Here is a 19557-nt window from a genome sequence, read left to right as displayed (position 1 = left end):
GCCCTGCCACGTTGTTGATCCGCCGTTGACACTGCGGAGACGCGCCCGTACGGTGGCGTAACTTATCCGGTTCAGTCAACGTTCCTCGATGTCTGGAGCGTTCGTCACAAGGTTTCGGAGGACGGGTCATGAGACGGTCGACGCCTCGTTGGCTGCGGGTCGCAGCCGTTGGTCTTGCGGTCGGTTCGCTCGTCGTGGCGTGCAGCGGGCGCAGCACCACAGGTGGCTCCGGCGGCGACGTCACCCTGACGATCAACTTCTGGGGCGACTTCGGCCTACAGGAGCTCAAGGCGAAGTACGAGGCGGAGAACGTCAATGTCAAGATCGCCCTCAACTCCGGCGAGTACAACGCCCAGCACGAAGACCTGCAGAAGAAGCTGATCGCCGGCTCGGGCGCGCCCGACATCGCGGCCGTCGACGAGGGTTTCGTCGTGCAGTTCCGCAGCCAGGCCGACCAGTTCGTCAACCTGCTCGACAAGGGTGCCGGCAAGTACGAGGACCGCTACCTGCCGTGGAAGTGGAAGCAGTCGCTGTCGGCCGACGGCGCCACCCAGATCGGCCTCGGCACCGACGTCGGTGGCCTGGCCATGTGCTACCGCACCGACCTGTTCGAGGCGGCCGGCCTGCCCACCGAACGGGACCAGGTCTCCGCACTCTGGCCCACCTGGGACCGGTTCCTGGAGGTCGGCCAGGGATACACCGCCACGATGAAGAAGAAGTTCGTCGACAACGCGACCAACCTCTTCAACCCGATCCTCGGCCAGCAGCAGGCGGGCTTCTACGACGAGAGCGAGCAGTTGCGGATGGAGGGCGGCCCGAAGGTCGCCTTCGACTACGCGGTCCGGGCCGTCGACGCCGGTCTCTCGGCGAACCTCACCACCTTCCAGGCCGACTGGGACAAGGGCTTCACCAGCGGTGCCTTCGCGGTGCTGCCCTGCCCGGCATGGATGCTGGGGCACATCCAGAACACCGCGCCCGGCACCAAGGGCAAGTGGGACATCGCCGCGGTACCCGGCCGCGGCGGCAACTGGGGCGGCTCCTTCCTGACGATCCCCAAGCAGGGCCGCAACGTTGACGAGGCGTACAAGTTCGTGGACTGGCTGATCCAACCGGAGCAGCAGATCGAGGTCTTCAAGACGGTCGGCAACCTGCCCTCGCAGCCTGCCCTCTACACCGATCCCGCGATCGCGGACTTCAAGAACGAGTTCTTCAGCTCCGCGCCGGTCGGCCAGATCTTCCCCAAGATGGCGGAGGGTCTGACGCCGCAGTACCTGGGAAGGAAGAACGGTCCGACCCGAGTAGCGGTGGAGAACGTGATCAACCGGGTGCAGAACGGCACGTTGGAGTCGGCCGCGGCCTGGACCGAGGCGATCAGGGAAGCCGAGAAGGCCAGCCAGTAATGTCCACGCGCGCGACCCCCGAACCGGCAACCCGCCGCCCACGGACTGTATCCAACCGAGCGTTGACCTGGCGTGACCGTCTGCACCGCTTCGACGCGCGGTACATGCCGTACCCGATGATCGCGCCGTTCTTCCTGCTCTTCCTCGTCTTCGGGCTCTTCCCGATGATTTTCAACGGGGTGGTGGCGCTGCGTCACTGGCGCCTGGACGAACCGGACCTGACCGGCTGGGCCGGTTTCGCAAACTTCAGTCGGCTGTTCACCGACGGTGACTTCGGCAACGCCCTCTACAACACGTTCGGCATCTTCCTGCTCTCCACCGTCCCGCAGTTGCTGCTCGCGTTGATCATGGCGTCGATGCTCAACCGGCGGCTGCGGGCGCAGACCTGGTGGCGGGTCAGCGCTCTGCTGCCCTACATCACCCCGATCGCCGCCTCCACGCTCGTCTTCAACGTCTTCTTCTCCCGCGACTTCGGCATGGCGAACTGGGGACTCGGCCTCTTCGGCATCGGTACCGAGAACCCGATCGACTGGCGGGCGGACAAGCTGCACTCCTGGATCGCCATCGCCACCATGGTCAACTGGAAGTGGATCGGCTACAACGCCCTGCTCTACCTGGCCGCGATGCAGTCGATTCCGCGCGACGTCTACGAGGCGTCGGCGCTCGACGGCGCCGGACCGTGGCGGCAGCTCTGGCGGATCACCGTGCCGATGATCCGCCCGGTGGTCATCTTCACCGTGGTGCTGTCCACCATCGGCGGGCTTCAGTTGTTCACCGAACCGATGCTCTTCGACCTCAACGCCCAGACCGCCCGGGGCGGCGCGGGCGGCGAGTGGCAGACCGTCGCGCAACTCATCTACAAGGTGGGCTGGAAGGACCTCAACCTCGGCTACGCCGCCGCGATGTCCTGGGCACTGTTCCTCATCATCCTGGTGGTCGCCGCACTGAACACCCTGATGACCAACCGAATCTCCGGGGGACGCAGATGAGCCTGCTGGAACGCCCCCACGCTTCGCGCGGCGGACGCAAGCGGACCGTGCCGCCCGGTCGGGCCCCGCAGGACACCCCGGCCGGGCTCTGGACCTACCTGTTCCTGGCGAGCTCCGCCCTGCTCGCGGCGTTTCCGCTGTACTGGATGTTCGTCATCTCCACCAGCACCGACGAGGCGACCTCCCAGCTGCCGCCGGTGGTGCTCCCCGGCGGCCGGTTCCTGGCGAACCTGGACGAGGTCTTCTCCCTCCAGGACGTGTACTTCGCCGCATCCCTGGTGAACAGCGTGATCGTCGCCAGCGTGGTGACCGCCTCGGTGCTGTTCTTCTGCTCGCTGGCCGGCTTCGCCTTCGCCAAGCTGCGCTTCCGGGGTAGCAAGCCGTTGATGCTCTTCGTGATCCTCACCCTGACCGTGCCCAACCAGCTCGGTGTGGTGGCGCTGTACATCGTGATGGGCGAACTGGGTTGGAACGGCACCCTGCTGGCGGTGATCGTGCCGGGCCTGGTCACCGCGTTCGGGGTGTTCTACATGCGGCAGTTCATCGTCAACACCGTGCCGGACGAGTTGGTCGAGTCGGGTCGGGTGGACGGCGCCACCACCATGCGGATCTACTGGAACATCGTCCTGCCGGCGGTACGCCCGGCGATGGTGGTACTCGGCCTGCTCACCTTCGTAGCCACCTGGAACGACTTCCAGTGGCCACTGATCACCCTGAACGGCTCGGACTACCCCACCTCCATGGTGGCCATCTCCGACCTGGCCAGCGGCAACTACGTCATCTACCGCCGGGTGCTGGCCGGTGCCTTCGTGGCGACGCTGCCACTGTTGGTCGTACTCGTCATCGGCGGTCGCCGGATCGTCCGGGGAATCATGGAAGGCGCGGTGAAGTCTTGAGCGACGCTCGGGGAACCGGTCCATACCGGCAGGCGCTGCACGACGGCTGGACCCTGCGGGCGGTGCCCGATCCGCTGGTGCCGGCCGGGATCGGCGGCCGGGCCATACCGGCCACCGTGCCGGGCTGCGTGCACACCGACCTGCTCGCGGCCGGGCTCATCCCCGACCCCTACCTGGACGACAACGAGACCGACCTGGCGTGGATCGGGCGCACCGACTGGGTCTACGAGACCACCTTCGATCGGTCGGCCGGCGACCCGCAGCGCCTCGACCTGGTCTGCGCCGGGCTGGACACGGTGGCCACCGTCACCGTCAACGACGTCGCGGTCGGCCACACCGAGAACATGCACCGCGGCTACCGCTTCGACGTCACGTCGCTGCTGCGGGCCGAGGGCAACACCCTGGCCGTACGCTTCGACTCCGCCTACCGGTACGCGCAGGCACACCGGGACCGGCTCGGTGACCGGCCCAACGCGTACCCGGAGCCGTTCCAGTTCATCCGTAAGATGGCCTGCAACTTCGGTTGGGACTGGGGCCCCACCCTGGTCACCGCCGGCATCTGGCAGGCCATCGGCCTGCACGGTTGGTCCGCCGCCCGACTGGCGACCGTTCGGCCACTGGTCACCGTCGACGGCGGCGACGGGCGGGTCGAGCTGCACGTCGAGGTGGAACGCGCCACGGATGTGCCGGTGACCGTCCGGGCCCGGGTGGCCGGGCAGAGCGCCGAGGTGGCGATCCCGGTGGGGGAGCGGGCGGCGGTGCTGACCCTGACCGTCGACCGGCCCGAGCTGTGGTGGCCCCGGGGCTACGGCGGGCAGCGCCGCTACGAGCTGACGGTGACTCTGCACGGGCCCGGCGGTCACCTGCTCGACACCTGGGATCGGCGGATCGGCTTCCGTTCGGTGCGCCTGGACACCACACCCGACGCGCACGGTGCTCCGTTCGCCCTGCACGTCAACGAGGTGCCGGTCTTCGTCCGGGGAGCCAACTGGATCCCCGACGACGCCTTCCCCAACCGGGTCACCGCCGACCGGCTGGCGCGGCGCTTCGACCAGGCGCAGGCCGCGAACATCAATCTGCTGCGGGTCTGGGGCGGCGGCCGGTACGAGTCGGCCGACTTCTACGACCTGGCCGACGAGCGTGGCCTGCTGGTGCAGCAGGACTTCCTCTTCGCCTGCGCCGCGTACCCGGAGGAGGAACCGTTCACCACCGAGGTGGCCGCCGAGGCCGCCGAGCAGGTGACCCGGCTCGCCGGCCACCCGTCGCTGGTGCTCTGGACGGGCAACAACGAGAACATCTGGGGCTGGCACGACTGGGACTGGCAGGAGCCACTGGCCGGGCGTAGTTGGGGGCGCGGCTACTACCTGGAGCTGCTGCCACGCCTCGTCGCCGAGCTGGACCCCACCCGCCCGTACTGGCCCAGCAGCCCGTACTCCGGCAGCGAGGAACTCCACCCCAACGATCCGGCGTACGGCACCACGCACATCTGGGACGTCTGGAACACCGACGACTACGTCAGGTACCGGGACTATGTGCCCCGGTTCGTGGCCGAGTTCGGCTACCAGGGGCCGCCGACGTACGCGACGCTGCGCCGGGCGCTCTCCGACGAACCGCTCGCTCACGACTCACCCGGCATGGCGCACCACCAGAAGGCCGCCGACGGCGACCTGAAACTGCGCCGAGGGCTGGTCGCTCACCTGCCCGTACCGCGCGACTTCGACGACTGGCACTACCTGACCCAGCTCAACCAGGCCCGCGCCGTCTCCCTCGGGGTGGAGCACTTCCGCTCCCACCGGGGCCGGTGCATGGGCGCCATCGTCTGGCAGCTGAACGACTGCTGGCCGGTCACCTCCTGGGCCGCCATCGACGGTGACGGTCGCCGTAAACCCCTGTGGTACGCGTTGCGCCGGGCGTACGCCGACCGGCTGCTCACCGTGCAGCCCCGGGAGGCTGGGCTGGCGCTGGTCGCGGTCAACGACGGCGGACGGCCGTGGCGGACAACGATTACCGCCACTCGCCTCACCCTGGCCGGTGAGCCGAAAGCCAAGTGCACGTTGGAGCTGCAGGTGCCCGCGTACTCGGCGGTGACGGTGCCGCTGCCAGCGGATCAAGTACGGCCCGACGACGGCCGAGACGAAGTGCTAGTGGCTGCTGAGGACGGCGTCGCGGGCGGGCGGGCGTTGTGGTTCTTCGCCGAGGATCGCGACGTGCGGTGGCCGGCGGCCGGCTTCGACGCGGTGGTGGAGCCGACGGCCGGCGGCCAGCGGGTGCGGGTGACCGCCCACACGATCCTGCGTGACCTGACGCTGTATCCGGATCGGCTCGATCCGTCCGCCGAGGTTGACGAGGCGCTGGTGACCCTGCTGCCCGGTGAGTCGGTGACGTTCACGGTGCATGCCGGCGACCCGCTCGACCCGGTCGCACTGACCACCCGTCCGGTGCTGCGCTGTGTGAACGACGGTGTGCCGGGCCGGAAGTTGGTCGACTAGTGTGCCGGGCCGGCGCGGGGTCCTGTGACGCGCCGGCCCGGACCTGGCTGCCGGGGTTTGCTGCCAGCTCCTCCGGCCGGTCGGCCGGGAGGACGGGTTACGCGCAGAGTGGGGTGCTGGTCAGCGTGCTGCCGTTGGGTAGGACGACCTCGCCGACCGCACAAACGGTCTTGTTGTTGCCGTCGAGCTGGTCGCCGTAGTACTGCCGACCGGTGCCGCCGTACTTGGTCGTGATGCCGTACGGGTTGTTTCGGTAGACCCACACGCGGACGGTGTTGTTCGGGCTCACCCGGTTGGAGATCTTGCCCCAGTTGGTCTTACAGCTCGGGCTCCACCGCAGTTCCACCACGGCAAGTGTGGTGGCGCCCTGCGTGATGTTCCTCGGGTTGCTGGTCGCGTTCTGCGCGCCGGTGGAGCAGCCGGTGTCGATCGGGTCGGTGCCGTCGCAGCCCGACGACGGGCAGGCGGCGCTGGCGGGCGAGACGACGAGCATGGTGGCGCCCAGGATGGCGCCGGCGGCACCTGCGGTGAGGCGGCCCAAGATGCGGGGTGTCATGGTTCCCTCCGGTAGGGCGTATGGAAGTCGGAAGATTCGGCTCCTCATCTCTACCGGCTGTCGAGAGTGGTATCTACGCTGTGTCGCGTCGGACAATCAACCACGGTGACGGTTAATCAATCCCTCGGGAGGGCCCATGGCTCGGGCGGAACGGCCCGTGAACCCCGGCGCCGATCCTCTCCAGGCGTTCGCCGCCGGGTTGCGCCAGCTCAGAGAGGCGGCGGGCCGTCCCACGTATCAAGCCCTGGCTCGACGGGCCCACCGGTCGTCGAGTTCGTTGTCGGAGGCGGCCGGCGGTCGGCGACTGCCCACGCTGGACACCACACTGGCCTATGTCCGCGCGCTCGGCGGCGACGAGCGGGAATGGGCCGGGCGGTGGCACGCGCTGCGGGCCACTGTCGACGCAAGGGCCGTCGGTGACGTGACCCCCGGCCCGCTACCCGTCGAACGCGGTCCCGGTGCCGATCGGCCTGCCGGTACTGCGGTCGGCACCGTTGCGGGTAGCGCCGGCACCGTCGGTCCAGCGGTCGTGTCCGGCCACCTTGCCGACAGCGGCCATCTCCGAGGCGGTCCCGTCGGCTCGGCGCTGCGGACGGCGAGGCGAACCGGCTCCTCCGTCGGGCTCGCCGCCGCCGTGCTGGCCGGGGTGGTCATCGTGCCCTGGCTTGTCGGAGCCTTCCGGCCGCCGCCGCCGACCGTGTCCGTAGATCCGGCTGCCGAGGCGTCTCATCCGCCGGCCACGCGCGACAGCGCGATGATCCGGGATGGTGTCGACCCGAAGGATGCCGGCTGCGCCGCCGATCCCGCCGTGACCACCCTGGACAGCAACGCGGTGCTGCTCGACGATCGGGTGGTCGGCACGGTCGAGCTACGCTACGCGCCCGGGTGCGGCGCGAGCTGGCCTCGTTTCGTGCCCGCGCCGGCTCCGGCCGTGCGGGTACCCAGCCCGGCGCTGGTTGGGCTGACGGTGGTTGATGGTGATGATCCGGCGCGTACCGCCGAGTTCAGCATGGACTACGCTGGCATTTCCGCCTACGGCAACCTGCTGTCCAGTACCCGTACCTGCGTCTTCGCGCAGGTGGAGCTCTCTGGATCGGGCTGGCGGTCGGCCGTGGGCCGGACGGGCTGCTGGCGCGGTGCCACCCAGGTCCGCCCGGTGCCCTGACGCGGCCGGCCGATCCGGATTGGCCGGATCAGGTCGGTCACCAGCCTGGAATTGCGCTCTCCGATGTCATAGGCTGCATTTTGCTGCTGCGGATGACCGACCGGCCGGCGGTGGTTGGAATTGTTCACACCGTCGGCCGGCGAACGATCACGTCACCTGTACCTGAGGTCGTTCTGCATTTCCATGAGGCGACCGGCGATCTGCAAGTTGCCCTCCGAGTCCAGGATCGCGATGATTCGCTTCTGGCTACCGTGGTGGGTGGTGAAGAAGATCTTGTCGGCTTCCTGGCTGGTGCTGTAGTTGGTATTCACGGACAGCTCGATGCTCACCGGCGAGCTGATCAGCACGTCCTTCTTCGGTGAGTCCGGGTAGAACTGGTTCTGTCGCAGCCGGACCCGGGCGTGGGTGTCGCCCTCGTCCCAGTCGGTGGCCAATCCCAGATCGACATCTGGCATGTCAATGCTCCCCTCATTCTGTGGGCGAAAATGCTCTCACCCGCAGGGCGAGCGTATAACGCTCCTGTCGATCGTGAGTGTCTAGGATCTTACCGGCCGCATTAAAAATTCGGCCTCCGGTCCTTAACGAAATTCGCATCGGCCCGATCTGTCGCAGAATCCGCTGTTAGGCGCTTTGGCCAATTATCGAGCAAATTTACACGCATTGACGATGGCGTGGTGGGTTGCTAGTATCGCCGCTGCTGGAAAGCGCTTTCTTCGTGGCTGGTCCGGGCGCCACGAGATCCCGCTGACCGCTGCGGAGCCCTCGGGCGGGGCGGCGCAGGCGCGCCGACCGTGGCAACCACGGCGCGGCCGGCAGGGTCATTCCAGGGACCGCACCTGTCGGTCACCTTGCCGCAGGCTCAGCTATCCATGGAGAATCATGAATCTCAAGCCGCTCGCCACCAGCATCGTGCTCGTGGCCTGTGCTGCCACGCTGTCGATCGCCGCACCGGCGATGGCAGCCCCCGTCCGCTACGAGGCCGAGAACAGTCCCGCAAGATGTAGCGGCACTATCGATGCCAACTGGTCCGGCTACTCTGGCGCCGGATTCTGCAACGGCACCAACGCCACTGGCGCGTATGCCGAATTCGCCGTGTCCGCTACGACCGCCGCGACGGCCGCGCTGTACGTCCGGTTCGCCAACGGCACGAGCAGTTCCCGGCCGGTCAACCTGATTGTGAACGGGGCGAGCGTGTCGACCGCCTCGTTCGAGGGCACCGGCGCCTGGGACTCCTGGCGTACCAAGACCCTGTCGGCGAACCTGCGCGCCGGCACCAACACCATCAGGCTCGACCCCAGCTCGTCCAACGGCCTGCCGAACGTTGACTACCTCGACCTGGACGCCGGCGACGAGCCACCGCCGCCACCGGCAGCTACGCTCCACGTCGCCACCACCGGCAGAGACAGCAACCCCGGCACGATGAGCGCGCCGCTGGCCACCATCCAACGGGCCGTCGATCTTGCGCGACCCGGCCACACCATCGTCATCCGGGGCGGGACGTACGCGCCGGGCAGCAACATCCAACTTCTGACGAACGGTACGGCGAGCCAGCCCATCACGATGCGCAACCACGCCAACGAGCGGGTCGTCATCGACGGGGAGAACATGCCGCACACGCCGGCTCCGGTGGGCGGCAGCATCCCCCGCCCGGAACGGGGGGCGGTCCACATCGAGGGCGACTGGTGGCGGCTGGCCGGGCTGGAGATCATCAACGGCCCATACGGTGTCTTCGGGTTGGACGTCAACAACGGTGTCTTCGATCGGTTGGTGACCCGGGACAACTACGAGTCGGGCTTCCATATCCAGGGGGCGTCGAGCAACAACCAGATACTGAACCTGGACGCGTACGGCAACCGGGACCCGCGCAAGAACGGCGAGAGCGCAGACGGCCTGGCCATCAAGGAGGGCTCTGGAAGTGGCAACGTGGTACGCGGCGCCCGGCTCTGGAACAACTCCGACGACGGCCTGGACTACTGGATGTTCAGCTCGCCGATCCTGACCGAGGACACTCTGGCGTGGGGCAACGGATTCAACCGGTGGAACCTGCCGAGCTACACCGGTGACGGCAACGGCTTCAAACTCGGTGGCAACGGAATCTCCGCCGACCACACCGTTCGCAACAGCATGACCTGGAGCAACGCGGTCAGCGGCTTCGTCGACAACAACAACCCCGGCCGGCACCGGATCGAGCGCAGCACCGCGTGGAACAACCCGGGCACCGGGTTCAACGTCAATCGTTCCGCCAGCACCCTGACCGGCAACCTGGCGGCCAGCAACGGCACGAACGTGTCGTTGGGCAGCAACTCCCAGGGCGGCGGCAACTCCTGGGACATCGGAGGCAGTTGGCCGCTGGCCAGCACCAACCCGGCCACCATCATCGGCCCGCGTACCGCCGCCGGATCGATCCCGTCGTCGAACTTCCTGCGGCCGGCCAACGGCGCGGAAGTCGGAGCCCGCTTCTAGCCAACAGGACAGAATCTGTCCACGATGCCTGTGCGGCGCAGCCGGCCGCGCCGCACAGGCATCGATCACCTTGCCGATCAGGTGGATCGAACCCTGAGGTGTGCCTGTGCCGCTCGCCGACGTCGAGAAACGCCAACCTGGCCGTGCGTGCGGTGGCGGGAGCCGCAGGTACCCGGCCGCCGATCCCAGCGACCGGTTGTGGCACCGTACTCAGCGTGAGCAGGGCGGTCGAGGAGACGAACCGGGCGATGCTGCGGGCCCGCGACGCGATGGACCGGGAGTACGCGCGGCCCCTCGACATCCCGACCCTGGCCCGGATCGCGTACGTCTCCGAGGCTCACTTCATCCGCACGTTCCGGGCGACCTTCGGTGAGACCCCGCACCGGTACCTGCAACGCCGTCGGGTGGAGCGCGCAATGTACCTGCTGTCGCACGCCGATCAGGACGTGACGGAGATCTGCACGGCGGTCGGGTTCGGCAGTCTCGGCACGTTCAGCCGTACCTTTCGGCAGATCGTCGGCGAGTCGCCCACCGACTATCGCAGGCGGCGGACGATGCCCGCCGCGCCGGTGCCGAGCTGCTACACCAAAGCCTGGACACGCCCCAGCAGTTTTGGATAAGCAGCAGGTGACGGCGTTGCACTAGCGTCCTGGGCATGACGATGAACGCGATCAGCCGCTCCCAGATCTACGTCCTGGACCAGGACGAGGCGCTCGCCTTCTACATCGGCAAACTCGGCCTGGAACTCAACACCGACCAGGATCTCGGCTTCATGCGCTGGCTCACGGTGAACGTGCCCGGTGACCGCCAGCGCGAGATCCTGCTGGAGAGGCCGGGCCCGCCCAACCTCGACCCGAGCACCGCCGAGCAGATCCGGGAACTGCTCACCAAGGGCGCCGCGGGTGGCTCCCTCTTCATGATCACTGACGACGCCCACAAGACGTACGAGGATCTGGTTGCCAAGGGCGTCGACATCACCGACGAGCCGATGGATCGGCCGTACGGCATCGACTTCGGCATCCGCGACCCGTTCGGCAACCGAATCCGGATCGGGCAGATGTTCGACGCATGATCGCGTCCGCTCGGCGGTGTCGCGGCTATCGCCTCAGGTCGAGCCAGACCAGCCGGTGGTCGGAGGTGGGGAAGCCGCCCGGCAGCGTCGGGTCGTAGTCGCCGACCAGCCGGAACAACGGGTCACCCGGCACCGGCCAGAAGATCCCGGTGGAGCGGACCGGCAGGCCCCGACTCGGCAGCAGGTAGTCGACTCGCAGGTTGCCGGGGTTGGTGTCGGCGAAGTCGGCGGTGTCGAAGTGGGGACGGCTGTGATGGTCCAGGTTCGCGCCGCCCTGCCGCTGCGCCGCGGCGACACCGCCCGCGCTGGCCGGCACCACCCGGGCGTTGACGCGAGGGTTCTCCAGTAGCTGCTGGGCCGCGCCGGGCACGCTGTCACCGTCATGCGGGTCGGCGTTGAGGTCACCGGCGATCACGAAGGCCGCGCCGGGCCGCAGCCCGCCACGTCGACCGGCGTCGTCGTAGATGTAGCCGGCGCGGTCGGGAGAGACGTAGTCGGCCCAGAAGCGGATCTCGTCGTGGTTGCGGCGGCCGTTGCGGTCCTCCGGCCCGTCGAAGACCGGCGGCGTCGGGTGGCTGGCCAGCAGGTGCACCGTCCGGCCGGGCAGCCGGACCGGGAGATCCCAGTGGCTCTTGGAGGACAGCCGCAGGTCGGCCAGCTCCGCCGGGGAGTACCACTCGCCCGGCTCGGGGGTGGCCGGGTCGTCGGGCAGTAGCGCCCCGGGCATGTCCTGCCAGCGGAACAGCTGGAAGGTGCGGACCTTGGCCAGGTCGATCGGGTACTTCGAGTAGACCGCCATGCCGTACTGGCCGGCGAAGAGCCCGAAGCCGTAGGCGTCGTCCGGCCCACCGACGGTCCCGTCGTTGTTGAGGTCGTGCCTGGAGGGGACGCCGGTGTTCGACGGGCCCGCGTAGCGGTACGGGTAGCGGATCGCCCGGGTGCCGTTGCGCGGTACGGAAAGGTAGTTGTCCTGGAAGAGTGTGAGTGCCCGCCCACCCGGGTCGTGGTCGAACTCGTTGATCAGCAGCACGTCCGGGCGTACCCGTTGGATCACCTCGGCGACGTTGCCGGCCTGGGCGTCGTCCCGGCGGGAGAGGTCGGCGACCAGGCCACCGGCGGCGCCCCGGTTCAGCGAGGCGTTGAAGGTCGCCATCCGCGGCGCGCCGGTCCGCTGCCCGCCGGGCTGCTGACCTCCCGCGGCGGCCGGCGTCGCCACCGCGACCGTCGTCGTCGCGGCGACAAGCGCCGTCATGATTCCAGCGCAGACCGTTCGCTTCGCACCCATCGACACCCTCCCGATTCACGGTCACCGATCGCCACGCTACCGGGACCGCCATGGCGCCCGGATGAACCGTGGTCGACGATCAACTGTTGTGCCTGGGCGTGTGCGTTCGGTCTGGTCGCGGTGAGCGCAGCGTGGCGGCGACGGTGCGGGCCGGGTCGGCCGCCAGCGGCGGAACGGCTCACAGCGGTCCCAGCACGTGGTGGGGGTCCGCGTCCAGGGCGAGCGTGTCGAGTACCGCCAGTAGTTGCCGTTCCTCGTAACGGAAGTGGCTCTCCATGATCGCGGCGATTCCCTCGATGTGGCGGTCGAGTTCGGCCGGGGAGGCGGCCCGATCCACGGCAGCCTGCAATCCCGCGAGCAGATGCGCGATCATCGAGTGATCCTGTTGCAGGTATCGCAGGGTGTCGCGTAGCTCCGGATGGGCGGCGGCGATCGCGGGGAAGAGTTCGCGGTCCTCGCCCTCGTGGTGCCCGGTCAGCGCGGCACAGAAGCCGTGACAGAACAGCAGCAGATCACGGCTGGCGGGTTCCGCCGCCTCGCCACTGGCCAGTGCGCCGCGGGTCAGGTGCAGGGCTTTGCGCAGCCGGTCGTGCACGCTGCGGACTTCGCGACTCCAGGCGACGAGCCTGGTCTTCTGGCCCTCAGTCACAGGAGGGCGAAGGTAACGACAGTGTCATCATCGTGGTCCTTCGGTCCGGCGCCTCCATGCCTGACACGGTCTGCCACCGGCACGCGACGCTGAGATGAAGCTACCCGACGAGGCCAGTGGCCGTGGTCCCCGGATGGCCCGCCAGCCGAGGCCGGGCCATCCGGCCGGTCACTCCGGGACGCGGCGGTAGGCGCCGTCGCTGGCCGAGGTGGCCATTGAGGCGTACGCGCGCAGGGCCGCCGACACCGGACGCTGCCGGTCCACTGGCGTGTACGGGCGGTCCCGCTTCTCCTGCGCGACCCGACGGGCGTCCAGCACGTCGGCCGGCACGTTCAGCTCGATGGAGCGCGCCGGAATGTCGATGACGATCTCGTCTCCCGGCTCCACCAGCGCGATCAGCCCACCCGAGGCGGCCTCGGGGGAGACGTGCCCGATGGAGAGCCCGGAGGTGCCGCCGGAGAACCGGCCGTCGGTGAGCAACGCACAGGCCCGGCCCAGCCCGCGGCCCTTGAGGAACGAGGTGGGGTAGAGCATCTCCTGCATGCCCGGGCCGCCCTTCGGCCCCTCGTAGCGGATCACCACCACGTCCCCGGCGACGATCTCCTTGGTCAGGATGGCGGTGACCGCGTCGTCCTGCGACTGGTAGACCTTGGCCGGGCCGCGGAAGGTCAGGCACTCCTCGGGCACCCCGGCGGTCTTCACCACGCAGCCGTCCGGCGCGAGATTGCCGTGCAGGATGGCCAGTCCGCCGTCGACGGTGTACGCGTGCTCGCCGTCGCGGATGCAGCCACCGGCCGCGTCGGTGTCCAGCGACGACCAGCGGTTGGTGGTGGAGAAGGGCTCGACGGTACGCACCCCACCCGGGGCGGCGTGGAACAACTCGATCGCCTCGGCGGTGGCCGAGCCGCCGCGCACGTCCCAGTCGGCCAGCCAGCGCTCCAGCGACGGGGAGTGCACCGCGCGCACGTTCCGGTGCAGCAGGCCGGCGCGGTCCAGTTCGCCGAGGATGGCCGGGATGCCGCCGGCCCGGTGCACGTCCTCCATGTGGTATTGCGGCGAGTTCGGGGCGACCTTGGCCAGGCACGGCACCCGGCGTGAGATCGCGTCGATGTCGGCGACGGTGAAGTCCAGCTCGGCCTCACGGGCAGCGGCCAGCAGGTGCAGGATCGTGTTCGTCGACCCGCCCATCGCCACGTCGAGGGCGACGGCGTTCTCGAACGCGGCCCGCGAGGCCAACGCACGTGGCAGCACCGAGGCGTCGTCGCCGTCGTACCACCGCTTGGCGATCTGCACGACGGTGCGGCCGGCCTCGACGAAGAGCGACCGCCGTGCGGCGTGGGTGGCCAGCGTCGACCCGTTGCCCGGCAGCGCCAGCCCGATCGCCTCGGTTAGGCAGTTCATCGAGTTCGCGGTGAACATGCCCGAGCACGAGCCGCAGGTGGGGCAGGCGGAGCGCTCGATCTCGCCGAGCTGGTCGTCGGTGACCGCCTCGTTCGAGGAGGCGATCATCGCGTCGATCAGATCGATCTTGGAGTGGACGATGCCCTCGATCGCCACCGTCTTGCCGGCCTCCATCGGGCCGCCGGAGACGAACACGGTCGGGATGTCCAGTCGCAGCGCTGCCAGCAGCATCCCCGGCGTGATCTTGTCGCAGTTGGAGATGCAGACCAGGGCGTCCGCGCAGTGCGCGTTGACCATGTACTCGACCGCGTCGGCGATCAGCTCGCGGCTGGGCAGGGAGTAGAGCATGCCGCCGTGGCCCATGGCGATGCCGTCGTCCACCGCGATCGTGTTGAACTCCCGGCCCACCCCGCCGGCGTCGGCCACCGCGTCGGCGACCAGTCCGCCCATGTCCTTGAGATGTACGTGCCCCGGAACGAACTGGGTGAAACTGTTCGCGATGGCGACGATCGGCTTGCCGAAATCGTCGTCGGTCATCCCGGTGGCCCGCCAGAGGGCCCGGGCGCCGGCCATCGTCCGACCGTGCGTGGAGGTCTTCGACCGCAGCTCAGGCATGCCACCCAGTCTGTCACCGGGGGCCGGGCACCGGACAGGCGCACGCACCCGTGTCCCAACAGATGCACACCCGATCCCCGCGTCGGGCACCGATCCGGCAGAGTTGAGGGGTGCACACACCCCCCGCCATGATCGGCGTTGCGGTGCTGAGCGCGCTGATCGCCCTCACGGCCGGCGTGCTGCTGGCCGCCGCCGTCCGCCGCCGGGCCGCCACCCACCGCGAGGCGTACGCGGTGCTGGCCGTGGCCGGTGCCGTCGCGCTGGTGACGATGCTGGCCGGGGTGGCCGCCTCGGTCAGCGTGAACGCGCACTGGGCACACGAGCAGCAGCAGCGCACCGGGTGGGCCACCCTGGTCGCGCTCGGCACGGCAACCAGCGGCCTGCTCTTCTGCTTCGGTCTGCTTCGCGTGCCGGGGGTGACCGGCTCGGTGCCCTCGGCCGCACGGCTCGCCCTCGACGGGGTGATCGTCGGTGCGGCGCTCTGGTTCGTCGGCTGGATGCTGGTCTCCGAGCCGACCCGGCTGCTCGGTGACGCGACCCCGACGGCCTGCCCGTCGATCCTTCTCGCCTCGGTCAGCGCGACGTTGAGCGCCGGTATCGCCGCCATCATGGTCCTTCGCGCTCCCGCGCCCCGACGCTGCCTCGCCGTGCTGGGCACCGGGATCACCGCCTCGTCGTTCGGCGGGCTGGGTGTCGCGGCGGGGCTCTGCCAGTCGGGGTCGCCCCTGGCGATGGCCGGCGCGGCGGTGCTCGCCGTAGGGCTGCTGGTGGCCGCGTTGGCGGCCTACCGGATCGACCCGCCGGGCCAGCTCGACATTGATGTGATCCGGCGCGACGGCGAGTACGCCTTCGTGCCGATGGTCGCCATGGCCACCTCGGCGATCTACCACCTCACGCAGGACGGCCGCTTCGACGGGCTGGCCATCGCCGCCGGCATCGTCGAGGGGTTCGCGCTGGTGGCCCGGCAGTACCTCACCCTGCACGACGTCCGGGCGTACGCCCGGCGGCTCACCGAGCGGGAGGCGCACTTCCGTCAACTCGCGCACACCGACGCGCTCACCGGCCTGGCCAACCGACGGGGACTGCTACAGGCGCTGCGCCGGTGCGCCGAGGCGCGGGTGCCATGTGTCCTTCTCGGTCTGGATCTGGACGGCTTCAAGAACGTCAACGACATGCGCGGCCACGACGTGGGCGACGTCGTGCTGGCCGAGGTGGGGCAGCGGCTGCGGGGCAACCTGCGCCCCGGCGACCTCGCCGCCCGGCTCGGCGGGGACGAGTTCGCGGTGCTCATGCACGGTGGCCCGGCCGAGGCTGGCGTGGTCGCCGAGCGGCTGCTACGGGTGCTCGGCGGCTCCTACGGGCAGCCCGAGGCGCCGGTCTTCCTCTCGGTCAGCATCGGTCTCGCGGGCTGGGCGGACGAACCGGATGTCGAGCTGTTGCAGCGCCACGCGGATCTCGCGTTGCGCTACGCCAAGCAGCGCGGCAAAAGTCGGATCGAGCGCTACGACGGCGCGTACGACCAGTTGCTGCGCCGGCGCACCACGCTGGAGCACGAGCTGCGTGGCGCGATCGAGCGCGACGAGTTGCGGCTGGTCTTCCAGCCGGTGGCCTCCCTGCCGTCGGTGCGCCCGGTCGGTGCGGAGGCCCTGCTGCGCTGGCGTCATCCCGAGCTGGGCAACGTCCGGCCGGACGAGTTCATCCCCCTTGCCGAGGAGTGCGGGATGATCGCCAAACTCGGCGCCTGGGTGCTGCACCAGGCCTGCTACCAGCTGTCCCGTTGGTTGGCCGAGGGGCACGACGTCTGGGTGTCGGTGAACGTGTCGCCGCGGGAGCTGCACGCCCCCGAGTACGTGGTACAGGTCGCCGAGGCGCTGCGGGCTCACCACGTCCCGCCGCAGCGGCTGGTGCTGGAGGTCACCGAGCACGCCGTCGCCACCGACCTCGACGAGCTGATCCGCCGGCTGACCGCGCTGCGGCTGACCGGCGTGCGGATCGCGCTGGACGACTTCGGCGCCGGCTACTCCTCGCTGGGTCAGCTGCGTCGCCTGCCGATCGACATTCTCAAGATCGACCATGGGTTGGTGGCGGAGCACGAACCGGTCCGGCCGGTCGGGCGCGACGGTCCGGCCTTCGCCCCGATGGTCGACATCGTGATGCGGCTGGGCCACCAGTTCGGCCTGGAGGTGATCGCCGAGGGGGTCACCACGCCGCCCGAGTTGGCTGCGGTGGTGGCCGCGGGCTGCCGGTTCGGCCAGGGCGCGTTGTTCGGGTGGGGCGTGCCGGCCGAGCACCTGGAGGCGATGCTCGACGCCGCCACGTCTCCCGGTGCCCGACCAGCCCGGCCCGCACCTTCGAGCGCCCCGCCGCCGGCTGCCCGCCGGCCGCCCGCCCCGCGCCTCGGCGAAGGACTCTCCGGGCACGTCAGGCCGGGTGCGGCTGGCCTGCCAGTAGGCGACCCACCACGTCCGTGAACCAAAATGTGGGATCAGTTGACTCATCGCGTGAGATGCGTCAGGCTGAGCCCATGTCGTACCGGTCGCTGCGAGTACTTACCTGAGCGCACTCTCCCCACCTGAGAGTGCGCTGGCCCCGTGCATCTGGCACGAGGGCCTTTTTCTTGCCGTCAAATCCACCGGACGCCGGCCCCGCCCGCGTTTCACAGTGTGAGCAGCCCCACCCACTCCAGCCGAAGGCCAACCGCCATGACGAGACCCACGCCCGAGACCCTCGCCAACACCGCCCGGCGGGCCCGCACCGCCGCCGAGTCCACCGGCGACGCCGACCACGCCAGCGTCGCCGCCACGCCGGCCGTCGCAGCGGTACGCTCCGCGCAGGCCCAGGTCTCCGGTGCCGGCTCGCTGGTGCGCTCCCTGGAGGCGCTCGACGTCGACGTCGTCTTCGGCATCCCGGGCGGCGCGATCCTGCCGGCGTACGACCCGCTCTACGACTCGACGGTCCGGCACATCCTGGTCCGGCACGAGCAGGGCGCGGGCCACGCAGCCACCGGCTACGCCCAGGCCACCGGGAGGGTCGGGGTGTGCATCGCCACCTCCGGTCCGGGCGCGACGAATCTGGTCACCCCGATCGCCGACGCGTACATGGACTCGGTGCCGGTGGTGGCCATCACCGGCCAGGTGGCCCGCCCGTCGATCGGGACGGACGCCTTTCAGGAGGCGGACATCCAGGGCATCACGCTGCCGATCACCAAGCACAACTTCCTGGTGCAGGAGCCCAGCGAGATCCCGCGGGTGCTGGCCGAGGCGTTCCACCTGGCGTCGACCGGTCGGCCCGGCCCGGTCCTGGTGGACATCCCCAAGGACGTCCTCCAGGCATCGACCACCTTCGCCTGGCCGCCCACCCTGGACCTGCCCGGCTACCGGCCCACCCTGCACCCGCACGGCAAGCAGATCCGGGAGGCGGCGCGGCTGATGAGCAACGCCCGCCGGCCGGTGCTCTACGTCGGCGGCGGAGTGCTCAAGGCCGGCGCCACCGACGGGCTGCGCCGGTTGGCCGAGCTGACCGGCATCCCGGTGGTCACCACGCTGATGGCGTTGGGGGCGTTCCCCGACTCACACCGGCAGCACCTGGGCATGCCCGGCATGCACGGCACCGTCGCCGCGGTTTACGGGCTGCAGAAGGCCGACCTGATCGTGGCGCTCGGCGCCCGGTTCGACGACCGGGTCACCGGCAAGCTGGACTCCTTCGCCCCGGACGCCACGGTGGTGCACGCCGACATCGACCCGGCCGAGATCGGTAAGAACCGGCACGCGGACGTGCCGATCGTCGGCGACGCCCGGCACGTGATCGACGAGTTGCTCGGGGCGGTCACCACCGAGCGGGCGGCGGGGCGCACCACCGACATTGCCGACTGGTGGGTGCAGTTGAACGACCTGCGCGAGCGTTACCCGCTGGGCTACGACGAGCCTGAGGACGGCACGCTCTCCCCGCAGTACGTGATCAAGCGGCTGGGTGAGATCGCCGGACCGGACGCGATCTACGTCGCCGGCGTTGGCCAGCACCAGATGTGGGCCTCACAGTTCATCTCGTACGAGCAGCCGCAGACCTGGCTGAACTCCGGCGGTCTGGGCACCATGGGCTACGCGGTGCCGGCGGCGATGGGCGCCAAGGTGGGGCGGCCCGACACGGTGGTCTGGGCCGTCGACGGCGACGGCTGCTTCCAGATGACCAACCAGGAGTTGGCAACCTGCGCGCTGGAGGGTATCCCGGTCAAGATCGCCGTGATCAACAACGGCAACCTCGGCATGGTCCGCCAGTGGCAGACGCTGTTCTACAACGAGCGCTACTCCAACACGGAGTTGGGCACCCACAAGCACCGCATCCCGGACTTCGTAAAGCTCGCCGAGGCCCTCGGCTGCGTCGGGCTGCGCTGCGAGACCGCCGAGGACGTGGACCGGACCATCGAGGCGGCGATGTCCATCAACGACGCGCCGGTCGTCGTCGACTTCGTGGTCGGCAAGGACGCGATGGTCTGGCCGATGGTCGCCGCCGGTACCAGCAACGACGAGATCATGTTCGCCCGCGGCGTCCGCCCGGCCTTTGACGAGGACGATATCTAG

The 19557-nt window shown here is 69.5% G+C and carries 15 protein-coding genes; 10 read left to right on the top strand and 5 right to left on the bottom strand.

What is annotated here, in order from left to right:
• The first annotated feature begins 128 nt into the window (after positions 1–128).
• The 4 genes from ACFHWY_RS05375 to ACFHWY_RS05360 are packed head-to-tail and all read left to right on the top strand — an operon-like array spanning position 129 to position 5774.
• Entirely contained in the window at positions 129–1400 is a 1272-nt protein-coding gene (locus ACFHWY_RS05375; RefSeq protein ID WP_416578953.1) for an ABC transporter substrate-binding protein, read from the top strand.
• Positions 1400–2389 carry a carbohydrate ABC transporter permease gene (locus ACFHWY_RS05370; RefSeq protein WP_416578952.1) on the top strand — a complete coding sequence of 330 codons (990 nt, stop codon included), beginning with the start codon at positions 1400–1402 and terminating at the stop codon, positions 2387–2389. The genes ACFHWY_RS05375 and ACFHWY_RS05370 overlap by 1 nt, the downstream gene beginning before the upstream one ends.
• Positions 2386–3285, top strand: coding sequence for a carbohydrate ABC transporter permease (locus tag ACFHWY_RS05365; protein WP_416578951.1), 900 nt, complete (start codon positions 2386–2388; stop codon positions 3283–3285). The genes ACFHWY_RS05370 and ACFHWY_RS05365 overlap by 4 nt, the downstream gene beginning before the upstream one ends.
• Positions 3282–5774 (top strand): glycoside hydrolase family 2 protein, encoded by a 2493-nt coding sequence (locus ACFHWY_RS05360; protein WP_416578950.1) that lies wholly within the window; start codon positions 3282–3284, stop codon positions 5772–5774. Before ACFHWY_RS05365 ends, ACFHWY_RS05360 begins: the two co-directional genes overlap by 4 nt.
• Positions 5775–5871: 97 nt before the next feature.
• On the opposite strand, the gene ACFHWY_RS05355 is transcribed toward ACFHWY_RS05360, so the two are convergent.
• Complete coding sequence (locus ACFHWY_RS05355) at positions 5872–6330, bottom strand: DUF2690 domain-containing protein (RefSeq protein ID WP_416578949.1); 459 nt, start codon at positions 6328–6330, stop codon at positions 5872–5874.
• A gap of 157 nt (positions 6331–6487) precedes the next feature.
• Here ACFHWY_RS05355 and ACFHWY_RS05350 point away from each other — a divergent pair, with 157 nt between their 5' ends.
• Positions 6488–7495, top strand: a complete 1008-nt coding sequence (locus ACFHWY_RS05350) for a helix-turn-helix domain-containing protein (protein ID WP_416578948.1) — start codon at positions 6488–6490, stop codon at positions 7493–7495.
• Between the two features lie 152 nt (positions 7496–7647).
• Here the strand turns inward: ACFHWY_RS05350 and ACFHWY_RS05345 are convergent, their stop codons facing one another.
• Positions 7648–7950: a DUF6342 family protein gene (locus tag ACFHWY_RS05345; RefSeq protein WP_416578947.1), complete on the bottom strand. Its 303-nt coding sequence runs from the start codon at positions 7948–7950 to the stop codon at positions 7648–7650.
• A 424-nt stretch (positions 7951–8374) separates the two neighbouring features.
• Here ACFHWY_RS05345 and ACFHWY_RS05340 point away from each other — a divergent pair, with 424 nt between their 5' ends.
• The 3 genes from ACFHWY_RS05340 (at position 8375) to ACFHWY_RS05330 (ending at position 11030) form a co-directional block, all read left to right on the top strand.
• Positions 8375–9958 carry a right-handed parallel beta-helix repeat-containing protein gene (locus ACFHWY_RS05340; protein ID WP_416578946.1) on the top strand — a complete coding sequence of 528 codons (1584 nt, stop codon included), beginning with the start codon at positions 8375–8377 and terminating at the stop codon, positions 9956–9958.
• Positions 9959–10173: 215 nt separating this feature from the next.
• Positions 10174–10578, top strand: a complete 405-nt coding sequence (locus ACFHWY_RS05335) for a helix-turn-helix domain-containing protein (protein ID WP_416578945.1) — start codon at positions 10174–10176, stop codon at positions 10576–10578.
• A gap of 35 nt (positions 10579–10613) precedes the next feature.
• On the top strand, positions 10614–11030 hold the full coding sequence (locus tag ACFHWY_RS05330; RefSeq protein WP_416578944.1) for a VOC family protein: 417 nt from the start codon (positions 10614–10616) through the stop codon (positions 11028–11030).
• Between the two features lie 25 nt (positions 11031–11055).
• Here ACFHWY_RS05330 and ACFHWY_RS05325 read toward each other — a convergent pair whose 3' ends face one another.
• From ACFHWY_RS05325 to ilvD, 3 genes are all read right to left on the bottom strand, one after another.
• The gene (locus ACFHWY_RS05325) at positions 11056–12282 is read right to left on the bottom strand and encodes an endonuclease/exonuclease/phosphatase family protein (RefSeq protein ID WP_416578943.1); all 1227 of its coding nucleotides are present in this window, start codon (positions 12280–12282) and stop codon (positions 11056–11058) included.
• 211 nt (positions 12283–12493) lie between these two features.
• The gene (locus tag ACFHWY_RS05320; protein WP_416578942.1) at positions 12494–12964 is read right to left on the bottom strand and encodes a hemerythrin domain-containing protein; all 471 of its coding nucleotides are present in this window, start codon (positions 12962–12964) and stop codon (positions 12494–12496) included.
• A gap of 168 nt (positions 12965–13132) precedes the next feature.
• Positions 13133–14980 (bottom strand): dihydroxy-acid dehydratase, encoded by a 1848-nt coding sequence (gene ilvD / locus ACFHWY_RS05315; RefSeq protein WP_416578941.1) that lies wholly within the window; start codon positions 14978–14980, stop codon positions 13133–13135.
• A 110-nt stretch (positions 14981–15090) separates the two neighbouring features.
• On the opposite strand from ilvD, the gene ACFHWY_RS05310 reads away from it, so the two are divergent.
• The gene (locus ACFHWY_RS05310; protein ID WP_416578940.1) at positions 15091–17451 is read left to right on the top strand and encodes a putative bifunctional diguanylate cyclase/phosphodiesterase; all 2361 of its coding nucleotides are present in this window, start codon (positions 15091–15093) and stop codon (positions 17449–17451) included.
• Positions 17452–17682: 231 nt separating this feature from the next.
• Positions 17683–19557, top strand: coding sequence for an acetolactate synthase large subunit (locus ACFHWY_RS05305; protein WP_416578939.1), 1875 nt, complete (start codon positions 17683–17685; stop codon positions 19555–19557).

The sequence above is a fragment of the Micromonospora sp. LOL_024 genome, assembly GCF_048060415.1.
In the GTDB taxonomy this organism is placed as follows: Bacteria; Actinomycetota; Actinomycetes; order Mycobacteriales; family Micromonosporaceae; genus Micromonospora.
Note: the sequence above shows the minus strand (reverse complement) of the source record. Positions and strands in the feature narration are given on the sequence as shown.

What these genes read in the sequence shown, in the direction of transcription:
- ACFHWY_RS05355 (WP_416578949.1), bottom strand. Translation starts at nt 6,330, where the DNA reads ATGACACCCCGCATCTTGGGCCGCCTCACCGCAGGTGCCGCCGGCGCC.
- ACFHWY_RS05325 (WP_416578943.1), bottom strand. Translation starts at nt 12,282, where the DNA reads ATGACGGCGCTTGTCGCCGCGACGACGACGGTCGCGGTGGCGACGCCG.
- ACFHWY_RS05365 (WP_416578951.1), top strand. Translation starts at nt 2,386, where the DNA reads ATGAGCCTGCTGGAACGCCCCCACGCTTCGCGCGGCGGACGCAAGCGG.
- ACFHWY_RS05305 (WP_416578939.1), top strand. Translation starts at nt 17,683, where the DNA reads ATGACGAGACCCACGCCCGAGACCCTCGCCAACACCGCCCGGCGGGCC.
- ACFHWY_RS05330 (WP_416578944.1), top strand. Translation starts at nt 10,614, where the DNA reads ATGACGATGAACGCGATCAGCCGCTCCCAGATCTACGTCCTGGACCAG.
- ACFHWY_RS05370 (WP_416578952.1), top strand. Translation starts at nt 1,400, where the DNA reads ATGTCCACGCGCGCGACCCCCGAACCGGCAACCCGCCGCCCACGGACT.
- ACFHWY_RS05340 (WP_416578946.1), top strand. Translation starts at nt 8,375, where the DNA reads ATGAATCTCAAGCCGCTCGCCACCAGCATCGTGCTCGTGGCCTGTGCT.
- ACFHWY_RS05375 (WP_416578953.1), top strand. Translation starts at nt 129, where the DNA reads ATGAGACGGTCGACGCCTCGTTGGCTGCGGGTCGCAGCCGTTGGTCTT.
- ACFHWY_RS05345 (WP_416578947.1), bottom strand. Translation starts at nt 7,950, where the DNA reads ATGCCAGATGTCGATCTGGGATTGGCCACCGACTGGGACGAGGGCGAC.
- ilvD (WP_416578941.1), bottom strand. Translation starts at nt 14,980, where the DNA reads ATGCCTGAGCTGCGGTCGAAGACCTCCACGCACGGTCGGACGATGGCC.